This window comes from Actinotalea sp. JY-7876, assembly GCF_014042015.1.
Taxonomy (GTDB): domain Bacteria; phylum Actinomycetota; class Actinomycetes; order Actinomycetales; family Cellulomonadaceae; genus Actinotalea.
Window position 1 is genome coordinate 1,603,998 of record NZ_CP059493.1, and the last position, 11,774, is coordinate 1,615,771.

An 11,774-nucleotide genomic window follows, 5' to 3' on the forward strand; every position below is an offset into this window, starting at 1 on the left:
ATCAGCTCCGCACCGGCGCGCGACGGGCGGCCCGGCGCTCGCGCTCGACCGCGAGGTCGTGGCTGTGCACGGCGCGCACGAGCGCCAGGTGCGAGAGCGCCTGCGGGAAGTTGCCGGCCATCCGTTCGCCGTGGACGTCGTACTCCTCCGACAGCAGGCCCAGGTCGTTGCGCAGCCCGGTGAGCCGGTCCAGGACGCGGGTCGCCCCGTCGACGTCGCCGCAGCGCGCGAGCGCGTCGGCGAGCCAGAAGGAGCACGCGAGGAACGGGTGCTCGTCCCCCTCGAGCCCGTCGTCGGTCTCGGCCGGCAGGTAACGGTGCACGAGGCCCTCCTCGACCTCCAGCTCCGCGCGGATGGCCGCCAGGGTGCCGAGGAAGCGCTCGTCGTCGGGCGGAAGGAACCCCACCTGCACCATCTGCAGCAGCGCCGCGTCGGTGTTCGTGCCGCCGTAGTACTGCACGAACGTGCCCAGCTCGGCGTCGTAGCCGTGCTCGAGCACGTCGGCGTGGATCTCCTCGCGCACCCTGCGCCAGCGCTCGACCGGTCCCGTGAGGCCGTGCTCCTCGACCGCCCGCACGGCACGGTCGACGGCGGCCCACGCCATGATCTTCGAGTGGGTGAAGTGGCGTGGCTCGCCGCGGACCTCCCAGATCCCACGGTCCGCGTGGTGCCACGTCCGGGTGAGGTCGTCGACGAGCAGCCGCTGGAGCGCCCAGGTGTCGGGGGTGTCCTCGAGGCCGCACGACCGGGCGAGGTGCAGGGCGGTCATGACCTCGCCCAGCACGTCGAGCTGGATCTGGTCGACGGCGGCGTTCCCGACGCGCACGGGACGCGAGCCCGCGTAGCCGGGGAGGTGGTCGAGCTCGACCTCCGGCAGCTCGCGGCGGCCGTCGGTGCCGTACATCACCTGCAGGTCCGAGGCGTCGCCCGCGACCGCGCGGAGCAGCCAGTCGCGCCAGTCGGTGGCCTCGGCCCGGTAGCCGTGCTCGAGGAGCGCCTCCAGGGTCAGCGCGGCGTCGCGCAGCCACACGAAGCGGTAGTCCCAGTTGCGCTCGCCGCCGAAGTCCTCGGGCAGGGACGTCGTGGGCGCCGCGATGATGCCGCCGGTCCGGGCGTCCGTCAGCAGGCGCAGCACGAGCAGGGACCGCACGACCGCGTCGCGATACGGGCCTTCGTAGTCCGACGCGCGCGCCCACTGCGCCCACCGGATGCGGGTCGCCTCGAGGCGTTCCCCGATGGGCAGCCGCGCCGGTACCGGGTCCCAGGAGGCGGTCCACGTGAGCCCGAACTCGAGGGGAGGGCCCGCGCCGAGCTCGAACACGTCCCGGTGCCGGTGGTCCTCGGCGCGCGGCAGGGGGTCGCCCCGGAGCAGGAGGGCGTCGGGGCCGGCGATTGCGCGGATCGCCGGGATCCCGTGCGGATCACGGACCCGGTTCACCCAGGGCTCGATCTTCCCGTAGCCGAAGCGCACCACCCACTCGTGCTCCACGGTGACGGTCCCGGAGAGCACCTGCAGGGTACGCACCAGGTCCGCCCGGTCGTCGGCGAGCGGCATGGCGTCGACCACCACAGCGGTGCCCGTGGGCGTCTCGTACGTCGTCTCCAGGACGAAGGAGTCGTCCTGGTACCGCCGGGTGATGCGGGTGGCGTCGCGGACCGTGAGGAGCCAGCGGCCGTGCTCGGGGGTGCCGAGGAGGGCCGCGAAGCACGCCTGCGAGTCGAAGTGCGGCAGGCACAGCCAGTCGACGGACCCGGTGCGCGAGACGAGGGCGGCGGTGCGGCCGTCGCCGAGCACGGCGTAGTCGGCGATCGGGGTCGGGACCACCGGCCTGCGAACGGGAGGGGGCGGGGGAGCGGGGGGTCGCGGCGTCGTCGTCACGCGGACCAGTCTCGCCGCGGGCCGTCCGGCCCGCCACCGTGGGGACCCGTGGCTTCGAACGCCTGTACGCTCGGCGCCCGCCCGACGTAGGATGATCCGGTGAACGACCGACTCCTCGTGCAGGGCGCGCGCGAGCACAACCTCCGCAACGTCGACCTCGACCTCCCCCGGGACAGCCTCATCGTCTTCACCGGTCTGTCCGGCTCCGGGAAGTCGTCGCTGGCCTTCGACACCATCTTCGCCGAGGGGCAGCGGCGCTACGTCGAGTCGCTCTCGGCGTACGCCCGCCAGTTCCTCGGCCAGATGGACAAGCCCGACGTCGACTTCATCGAAGGCCTGTCGCCGGCGGTGTCGATCGACCAGAAGTCGACCAACCGGAACCCGCGGTCGACGGTCGGCACCATCACCGAGGTCTACGACTACCTCCGCCTGCTCTTCGCGCGCGCCGGGACGCAGTTCTGCCCCGTGTGCGGCGAGCAGGTCAGCCGGCAGACGCCGCAGCAGATCGTCGACCGCCTGCTCGAGCTGCCCGAGGGCACGCGGTACCAGGTGCTCGCGCCGATGGTCCGCGGCCGCAAGGGCGAGTACGTCGACCTCTTCAAGGAGCTCCAGGCCAAGGGCTTCGCCCGGGCCCGGGTCGACGGCGAGGTCGTCCAGCTGACCTCCCCGCCCGCCCTGGAGAAGAAGCTCAAGCACACGATCGACGTCGTCGTCGACCGCCTGGTGGCGCGCGAGGGCGTGCAGCGGCGTCTCACCGACTCGGTCGAGACCGCCCTCAACCTCGCCGGCGGCCTCATGGTCGTCGAGCTGGTCGACGCGGAGGCGGACGACCCGAACCGGGAGCGACGCTTCTCGGAGCACCGCGCGTGCCCGAACGACCACGTGCTGACGCTTGAGGAGATCGAGCCCCGCACCTTCTCCTTCAACGCGCCGTACGGTGCGTGCCCCGAGTGCACCGGGATCGGCAGCCGCCTCGAGGTCGACCCGGACCTCGTCATCCCCGACGAGGACGCGACGCTCGCGGGCGGCGCCGTCGCACCGTGGAACCAGGGCTCCTCGTCGGAGTACTTCCAGCGTGTGCTCACCGCTCTCGCCGCGGACCTCGAGTTCTCGATGGACGTGCCGTGGCGTGCGCTGCCGCAGCGCGCGAAGGACGCGGTCCTCTACGGGCGCGACCACAAGGTCCACGTGAAGTACCGCAACCGGTGGGGTCGCGAGCGCCAGTACTCGACCGGCTTCGAGGGTGTCGTGACCTTCATCCAGCGGCGCCACGCGGAGACCGAGTCCGACTGGTCCAAGGACAAGTACGAGGCCTTCATGCGCGAGGTGCCGTGCCCGGTCTGCCACGGCACGCGGCTCAAGCCGGAGGTCCTGGCGGTGCGGGTCGGCGGTCGCTCGATCGCCGAGGTCTGTGCGATGCCGCTGCGCGAGGCGCGGGACTTCCTCGGGACCCTGGAGCTGGGGGAGCGCGAGCGCGCGATCGCCGTGCAGGTGCTCAAGGAGATCGACGCGCGCCTGGGCTTCCTCCTCGACGTCGGCCTCGACTACCTCGCGCTCGACCGCCCGGCCGGCACGCTGTCGGGCGGCGAGGCGCAGCGGATCCGGCTCGCGACGCAGATCGGGTCCGGGCTGGTGGGCGTGCTGTACGTGCTCGACGAGCCGAGCATCGGGCTGCACCAGCGCGACAACCGGCGCCTCATCGACACCCTCACGCGCCTGCGCGACCTCGGGAACACCCTGATCGTCGTCGAGCACGACGAGGACACCATCAAGGCGGCCGACTGGATCGTCGACATCGGGCCGGGGGCGGGCGAGCACGGCGGGCGCGTCGTGCACTCGGGCGACCTCGCGGGCCTGCTCGCGTCGGAGGAGTCCGTCACGGGCGCCTACCTCTCGGGTCGCCGGGAGATCCCGATGCCGCAGCACCGGCGCGCCGTCGACCGCAAGCGCATGGTCAAGGTCGTGGGCGCCCGGGAGCACAACCTCGCGGGCATCGACGTCTCGTTCCCGCTGGGCTGCCTCGTGGCCGTCACCGGCGTGTCGGGCTCGGGCAAGTCGACCCTCGTGAACTCGATCCTCTACACCGTCATGGCGAACGAGCTCAACCACGCGCGTCAGGTGCCGGGGCGGCACACGCGCGTGACGGGGCTCGAGCACCTCGACAAGGTCGTGCACGTGGACCAGGGGCCCATCGGCCGCACGCCACGGTCCAACCCCGCGACCTACACGGGCGTGTGGGACCACGTCCGCAAGCTGTTCGCGGAGACGACGGAGGCCAAGGTCCGCGGCTACACGCCGGGTCGGTTCTCCTTCAACGTCAAGGGCGGGCGCTGCGAGGCGTGCTCCGGCGACGGCACGCTCAAGATCGAGATGAACTTCCTCCCCGACGTGTACGTGCCGTGCGAGGTGTGCCACGGCGCCCGGTACAACCGCGAGACGCTCGAGGTGCACTTCAAGGGCAAGACGGTCGCCGAGGTGCTGGACATGCCGATCGAGGAGGCCGCCGAGTTCTTCGCCGCGGTGCCCGCGATCTCGCGCCACCTGCGCACGCTCGTCGACGTCGGCCTGGGGTACGTGCGGCTGGGCCAGCCGGCACCGACCCTGTCGGGCGGCGAGGCGCAGCGCGTGAAGCTGGCGAGCGAGCTGCAGAAGCGCTCCTCGGGGCGCACGGCGTACGTGCTCGACGAGCCCACCACCGGCCTGCACTTCGAGGACATTCGCAAGCTGCTCGGGGTGCTGCAGTCGCTGGCCGACAAGGGCAACAGCGTCATCGTCATCGAGCACAACCTCGACGTCATCAAGAACGCCGACTGGGTCATCGACATGGGGCCCGAGGGCGGGTCCGGCGGCGGCCGCGTGGTCGCCGAGGGCACGCCCGAGCAGGTCGCACGGGTCCCGGAGAGCCACACGGGCCGGTTCCTGGCGGAGGCGCTCGAGCCGGAGGTCGCGCTGGCCAGCGCCTGACCCGGGGTCAGCGCAGCACGCTCGGCTCGACCGCCAGGGGTACCGGCTCGGTGCGGACGGGGAAGTTCACCGAGCGGCTGATGAAGCAGTGCTCACCGGCGCCGCGGTGCAGTGCCGCGAGCTCGGCGTCGTCGACCGGGCGCGTGGCACGCACCGTGACGCGCGGGCGCAGGACGACCGTCGTGAACTGCCCCGCGCCGGCCGCCTCGACGCGCATCGTGCCCACGGGCTCGTCGACGTAGCCGACCACGACGACGCCCGCGCGCGCCGCGAGGTGCAGGAACCACAGCATGTGGCACTGCGCGAGCGCGGCGACGAGCAGCTGCTCGGGGTTCCACCGCTCCGGGTCCCCCCGGAAGGCCGGGTCGGAGGAGCCCAGCAGCGGCGGCCTGCCCTCGGCGTGGATCTCGTGGTCCCGGCTGTAGGCGGTGTAGCTCGACGTCCCCGCCTCGCCCGCGCCGGTCCAGCGCACCGTCGCCCCGTACGTGTGCAGGATCCCCATGCCTCAACCTAGCGCGGCGCCCGCCGACGTCGGGGTCTGTCGGAGGGCTGGCTTAGGCTCGTGGTCATGGCAGACCCGGCGACGTATCGTCCGCGGCCGGGCGAGATCCCCGACTCCCCGGGCGTCTACCGGTTCCGCGACAACCACGGCCGCGTCGTCTACGTCGGCAAGGCGAAGAGCCTCCGCTCGCGGCTCAACAGCTACTTCCAGGACCTGTCCGCGCTGCACCCGCGCACGCAGCAGATGGTCACCACCGCCGCGTCGGTGGAGTGGACGGTGGTGGGCACCGAGGTCGAGGCGCTCGCCCTCGAGTACTCCTGGATCAAGGAGTTCGACCCGCGCTTCAACGTCAAGTACCGGGACGACAAGTCGTACCCGTACCTCGCGGTGACGCTCGGCGAGGAGTACCCGCGCGTGCAGGTGATGCGGGGCGCCAAGCGGCCGGGCACGCGCTACTTCGGCCCCTACGGCCACGCCTGGGCGATCCGCGAGACCGTCGACCTGCTGCTGCGCGTCTTCCCCGTGCGCACGTGCTCGGCCGGCGTCTTCAAACGCGCCGCGCAGGCCGGGCGGCCGTGCCTGCTCGGGTACATCGACAAGTGCTCGGCGCCCTGCGTGGGACGCATCTCCGCGGCGGACCACCGCACGCTCGCCGAGGACTTCTGCGACTTCATGGCGGGCGACACGGCGCGCTTCGTGCGCCGCCTCGACAAGCGCATGCGCGAGGCGTCGGCGGAGCTGGACTTCGAGACCGCCGCCCGGCTCCGGGACGACATCGGCGCGCTCCAGCGCGCGACCGAGAAGAACGCCGTCGTGCTGCCCGACGGCACCGACGCGGACGTCTTCGCCCTGGTCGGGGACGAGCTCGAGGCGGCCGTGCAGGTGTTCCACGTGCGGGGCGGGCGGATCCGCGGACAGCGCGGCTGGGTCGTGGAGAAGGTCGAGGACGTCACGGACGCCGAGCTGGTCGAGCACCTCCTGCAGCAGGTCTACGGCGAGGGGGAGGTGCCCGCGACGCCGCCCAGCGCGAGCGCGAGCAAGGCACGTCCCGAGCGCACCGTCGAGACGGCGAGCGCCGTGCCGCGCGAGGTGCTCGTGCCGGTGCTGCCGCCCGACGTCGACCAGGTCAGCGCGTGGCTCGCGGGGCTGCGCGGCTCGCGCGTCGAGGTGCGGGTCCCGCAGCGGGGGGACAAGCGGGCGCTCGCCGACACGGTGCGCCGCAACGCGGAGCAGTCCCTGGTCCTGCACCGGACCAAGCGCGCCTCCGACCTCACCACGCGGAGCCAGGCGCTGCGCGAGATCCAGGAGGCCCTCGGGCTCGACAGCGCCCCGCTGCGCATCGAGTGCTACGACATCTCGACCACCCAGGGCACCCACCAGGTGGGGTCGATGGTGGTCTTCGAGGACGGGCTCGCCCGCAAGTCCGAGTACCGGCAGTTCGCCGTGCGCGGGCCCGACGGTCAGGGCGCGCGCGACGACACGGCGGCGATGTACGAGGTCATCACGCGCCGCTTCCGGCGCTACCTGGAGGACCAGGCGCGGTCCGGTGGCGCGCCCGACCTGGGGGACGGCGAGGACGCGGTCGCCGACGGGCACCCGTTCCCGTCGGGGCCCGCCCGCTCGGGGGAGGTCTCCGGCGAGGTGGAGGGCCAGCGCGGGCGCTTCGCGTACCCGCCGAACCTCGTGGTGGTCGACGGCGGGCCGCCGCAGGTCGCGGCCGCCGCGCGCGCGCTCGCCGACCTGGGGATCGAGGACGTCGCGCTCTGCGGGCTGGCCAAGCGGCTCGAGGAGGTGTGGCTGCCGGGGGAGGAGTACCCGGTGATCCTCCAGCGCTCGTCCGAAGGGCTGTACCTGCTGCAGCGCGTGCGCGACGAGGCCCACCGGTTCGCGATCCGGCACCACCGCGCGCGCCGCAGCAAGGGCATGACCGTCTCGGCGCTCGACGCCGTACCGGGCCTCGGCCCGACCCGCACCGCGGCGCTGCTCAAGCACTTCGGCAGCGTCACGCGCCTCAAGGCGGCGACGGTGGAGGAGATCGCGCAGGTCAAGGGCATGGGCCCGCGCACCGCGGCCGCCGTGCTCACGGCGCTCGGGGTGGGTGCCGCCGGGCCCGCGGCGCCCGCCACGCCCGACGAGGCCCCTGCGACGGACCAGGCGCCCGCGACCGACCGGGCGCCCGCGACGGACGAGGCACCGGCGACCGACGAGGCGGTGACGCAGCGGGCTGGCATGCTGGAACCATGACCGCAGAGCCGCCCCCCACGACCGTGCCGTCAGGCATCCCCGCGCTCGAGGCCACCACCCCGACCCCCCGCGCGGAGCTCCCCGAGCTCCTCATCATCACCGGGATGTCGGGCGCCGGCCGCACGCGCGCGGCCGCCGTGCTCGAGGACCTCGACTGGTACGTCGTCGACAACCTCCCGGCGCGGCTGCTGCCGGAGGTGGTGGGGATGATGACGCGCAGCGCCGGCGGGGTGCAGCGCCTCGCCGCCGTCGTCGACGTGCGCGGGCGCGAGCTCTTCGGCGACCTCGCCGAGGTGGTCGACACCCTGCGGACGGCGGGCATCGCCTACCGGATCCTCTTCCTCGACGCGTCCGACCAGGTGCTCGTGCAGCGGTTCGAGGCCGTGCGTCGCCCGCACCCGCTCCAGGGCGAGGGGCGCATCCTGGACGGGATCGCCGCCGAGCGCGAGATCATGCACTCCGTCCGCGAGCGCGCCGACGTGGTCATCGACACCAGCGACCTCAACGTCCACGACCTGGCCCGTGCCGTGCGGCTCGCCGTGGTGGGCGGCGACGAGGACGCGCTGCGGATCAACGTGCTGTCCTTCGGGTTCAAGTACGGGATCCCCCTGGACGCGGACCACGTCGCCGACGTGCGGTTCCTCGCCAACCCGTACTGGGTCACCGAGCTGCGGCACCTCACCGGCAAGGACGAACCCGTGCGTGACTACGTGCTCGGCCTGGACGGCGCCCGCGTCTTCGTCGACCGGTACGCCTTCGCGCTCGAGCCGGTGCTGAGCGGCTACGTCGAGGAGGACAAGCGGTACGCGACCATCGCGGTCGGCTGCACGGGCGGCAAGCACCGCTCGGTCGCGCTCTCCGAGGCCCTCGCCGCTGTGCTCCGCGAGCGCGGGCACCGCGTCGTCGTCAGCCACCGCGACCTGGGGCGCGAGTGACCACCCCGGACGACGGGGACCGGCGCCCGCACCGCTCCGACGATGCCGCGACGCGGCTCCTGACCACGCCGCTGCACAGCGGCGGCGTGGGGCCGGCGGTGGTCGCCCTCGGCGGCGGGCACGGCCTGTACGCGAGCCTGTCGGCCCTGCGGCTCATGTCGGACCGGCTGACCGCGGTCGTCACGGTCGCGGACGACGGCGGCTCGTCCGGCCGTCTGCGCCAGGAGATGGACGTGCTGCCGCCGGGGGACCTGCGGATGGCCCTGTCCGCCCTGTGCGACGACTCCGACTGGGGACGGACGTGGCGCGACGTCCTGCAGCACCGGTTCAGCTCGCAGGGGTCGCTGGACCAGCACGCCGTCGGCAACCTGCTCATCGTCGCCCTGTGGGAGCTGCTCGGGGACACCGTCGGCGGACTCGACTGGGTGGCACGGCTGCTCGGCGCGCGCGGCCGCGTGCTGCCGATGGCCTCGGTCCCGCTGGCGATCGAGGCCGACGTGGAGGGGCCCGACGGGGTCAGCCGCCTCGTGCGGGGCCAGAGCCAGGTCGCGGTGGCCGAGGGGCGCATCCGCCGGGTGCGGCTGCTCCCGGAGGCCCCGCCGGCGTCCCAGGAGGCCGTGGCCGCGGTCGACGCCGCCGACTGGGTGGTGCTCGGGCCGGGATCGTGGTTCACCTCCGTGATGCCCCACCTGCTGGTGCCCGAGCTCTCCCACGCGCTGCACCGCACCCCGGCGCGGCGGTGCGTCACCCTCAACCTGCGGCCGGCGGCCGACGAGGGCGGCATGACGTGCTTCGAGCACCTCGCCGCGCTCCAGCAGCACGCCCCCGAGCTGCGGGTCGACGTCGTGGTGGCCGATCCGACGGCCGTCGACGACCTCGACGCGCTCGAGGCCAAGGCCCGCGAGATGGGGGCGTCGGTGCTGCTCCGGCAGGTGCACGTGGGTGACGGGAGCGCCCGTCACGACGCGCTGCGGCTGGCCGCCGCGTACCGCGACGCCTTCGAGGGCGTGCTGGGTGACGTGGGGAGCACCGCCCGGTGAATGGCAGGATGACGCCCATGGCGCTGACGGCACAGGTGAAGGACGAGCTCGCCCGGTTGACCGTCGACAAGACGTCGTGCCGCAAGGCGGAGGTCTCGGCGACCCTGCGGTTCGCGGGCGGGCTGCACATCATCTCGGGCCGCATCGTCATCGAGGCGGAGCTGGACACGGGGATCGCGGCCCGGCGCCTGCGGCAGTTCATCGCCGAGGTCTACGGGCACACGAGCGACGTCGTCGTCGTGAGCGGTGGCGGGCTGCGGCGCGGCACGCGCTACGTCGTGCGCGTCGTCAAGGACGGCGAGTCCCTGGCCCGCCAGACGGGTCTGCTGGACGCTCGTGGCCGGCCCGTGCGGGGCCTGCCCCCGCAGGTCGTCTCGGCGGGCATCGGTGAGGCCGAGGCCGCGTGGCGCGGGGCGTTCCTCGCGCACGGGTCGCTGACGGAGCCCGGCCGCTCGGCCGCGCTCGAGGTGACGTGCCCCGGCCCGGAGGCCGCGCTGGCCCTCGTGGGGGCGGCGCGCCGGCTCGGCATCGCGGCCAAGGCCCGCGAGGTGCGGGGCGTGGACCGCGTCGTGATCCGCGACGGGGACGCGATCGGCGCGATGCTGACGCGTCTGGGCGCCCACGACGCCGTGATGGTCTGGGAGGAGCGCCGCATGCGGCGCGAGGTGCGCGGCACGGCGAACCGCCTCGCCAACTTCGACGACGCGAACCTGCGGCGCTCGGCGCGCGCGGCGGTCGCCGCGGGCGCCCGCGTGGAGCGCGCGTTCGAGATCCTCGGGGAGGACCTCCCGGAGCACCTGCGCGAGGCGGGCGAGCTGCGCCTGGCCCACAAGCAGGCGTCCCTGGAGGAGCTCGGGCAGCTCGCTGACCCGCCCTTGACGAAGGACGCGGTCGCCGGCCGCATCCGGCGCCTGCTCGCGACGGCGGACAAGAAGGCCGCGGACCTGGGCATCCCGGACACCGAGGCCGGGCTCACGCCCGACATGCTCGACGTCTGACGCGCACGCCGGGACCTCTACCGTGAGCCCGGCGGCCGGTCGGGGGACCCATGTCCCCGACGCGTGATGTGTCCTGCGTGTAACCTGGGTCCCATCTGGGGATCGAGGTTCAGTCACGGTCCGGCCAGGCGCGTACAGCGCCGTACGCATCCGAAAGGTGACCCATCGCGTGTCGGCGGAACCGGCGCGCCCCGAGGAGGCATTGTGACTATCCGCGTCGGAATCAACGGCTTCGGCCGCATCGGACGTAACTTCTTCCGCGCCGTGCTCGAGTCGGGCGCCGACATCGAGATCGTCGGCGTCAACGACCTGACCGACAACAAGTCGCTCGCGCACCTGCTGAAGTACGACTCGATCCTCGGCCGTCTGCCGCAGGAGGTGACCTACGACGAGACGTCGATCACGGTCGGCGGCAAGTCGTTCAAGGCCCTCGCCGAGCGCGACCCGTCCGCCCTCCCGTGGGGCGAGCTGGGCGCCGACATCGTCATCGAGTCGACCGGCATCTTCACCGACGCGACCAAGGCGAAGGCGCACCTCGACGCCGGCGCCAAGAAGGTCATCATCTCGGCGCCCGCGAAGAACGAGGACGCCACGTTCGTCGTCGGTGTGAACCACACCGAGTACGACCCGGCCAAGCACAACATCATCTCGAACGCGTCCTGCACGACGAACTGCCTCGCGCCGCTCGCCAAGGTCCTCGACGAGAGCTTCGGCATCGTCCGCGGCCTCATGACGACGATCCACGCGTACACGCAGGACCAGAACCTCCAGGACGGCCCGCACAAGGACCTGCGTCGCGCCCGCGCCGCGGCCCTGAACATGGTGCCGACGTCCACCGGTGCCGCCAAGGCGGTCTCGCTCGTGCTCCCGCAGCTCAAGGGCAAGCTCGACGGCTACGCGATGCGCGTGCCCACGCCGACGGGCTCCGCGACGGACCTGACGTTCACGGCCGGCCGCGAGGTCACGGTCGAGGAGGTCAACGCCGCGATCAAGGCCGCGTCCGAGACGCCGGAGCTCAAGGGCATCCTCACCTACACCGAGGACCCGATCGTCTCCAAGGACATCGAGACGGACCCGGCCTCGAGCATCTTCGACGCCGGCCTCACGAAGGTCTCGGGCGACCTGGTCAAGGTCGTCGCCTGGTACGACAACGAGTGGGGCTACTCCAACTCGCTCGTCAAGCTGACGACGTACGTCGGCGAGCGTCTCTGA

General features: G+C 73.0%; 8 protein-coding genes. 6 read left to right on the forward strand and 2 right to left on the reverse strand.

Annotation, left to right across the window (positions count from 1 at the left end; translation table 11 throughout):
• Position 1: 1 nt before the first annotated feature.
• Entirely contained in the window at positions 2 to 1,825 is a 1,824-nt protein-coding gene (locus H2O74_RS07535) for a glycoside hydrolase family 15 protein (RefSeq protein WP_182113811.1), read from the reverse strand.
• Positions 1,826 to 1,978: 153 nt separating this feature from the next.
• Here H2O74_RS07535 and uvrA point away from each other — a divergent pair, with 153 nt between their 5' ends.
• Positions 1,979 to 4,843, forward strand: a complete 2,865-nt coding sequence (gene uvrA / locus H2O74_RS07540) for an excinuclease ABC subunit UvrA (protein ID WP_182113812.1) — start codon at positions 1,979 to 1,981, stop codon at positions 4,841 to 4,843.
• Positions 4,844 to 4,850: 7 nt separating this feature from the next.
• Here uvrA and H2O74_RS07545 read toward each other — a convergent pair whose 3' ends face one another.
• Entirely contained in the window at positions 4,851 to 5,345 is a 495-nt protein-coding gene (locus H2O74_RS07545; RefSeq protein ID WP_182113813.1) for an OsmC family protein, read from the reverse strand.
• 66 nt (positions 5,346 to 5,411) lie between these two features.
• On the opposite strand from H2O74_RS07545, the gene uvrC reads away from it, so the two are divergent.
• The 5 genes from uvrC (at position 5,412) to gap (ending at position 11,774) form a co-directional block, all read left to right on the forward strand.
• Positions 5,412 to 7,589, forward strand: coding sequence for an excinuclease ABC subunit UvrC (gene uvrC, locus H2O74_RS07550; protein ID WP_182113814.1), 2,178 nt, complete (start codon positions 5,412 to 5,414; stop codon positions 7,587 to 7,589).
• On the forward strand, positions 7,586 to 8,524 hold the full coding sequence (gene rapZ, locus H2O74_RS07555) for an RNase adapter RapZ (RefSeq protein WP_182113815.1): 939 nt from the start codon (positions 7,586 to 7,588) through the stop codon (positions 8,522 to 8,524). Before uvrC ends, rapZ begins: the two co-directional genes overlap by 4 nt.
• 59 nt (positions 8,525 to 8,583) lie before the next feature.
• Positions 8,584 to 9,564, forward strand: a complete 981-nt coding sequence (gene yvcK, locus H2O74_RS07560) for a uridine diphosphate-N-acetylglucosamine-binding protein YvcK (protein ID WP_304518628.1) — start codon at positions 8,584 to 8,586, stop codon at positions 9,562 to 9,564.
• A 17-nt stretch (positions 9,565 to 9,581) separates the two neighbouring features.
• Positions 9,582 to 10,562 carry a DNA-binding protein WhiA gene (whiA, locus tag H2O74_RS07565; RefSeq protein WP_182113816.1) on the forward strand — a complete coding sequence of 327 codons (981 nt, stop codon included), beginning with the start codon at positions 9,582 to 9,584 and terminating at the stop codon, positions 10,560 to 10,562.
• Positions 10,563 to 10,766: 204 nt separating this feature from the next.
• Complete coding sequence (gap, locus tag H2O74_RS07570) at positions 10,767 to 11,774, forward strand: type I glyceraldehyde-3-phosphate dehydrogenase (RefSeq protein WP_182113817.1); 1,008 nt, start codon at positions 10,767 to 10,769, stop codon at positions 11,772 to 11,774.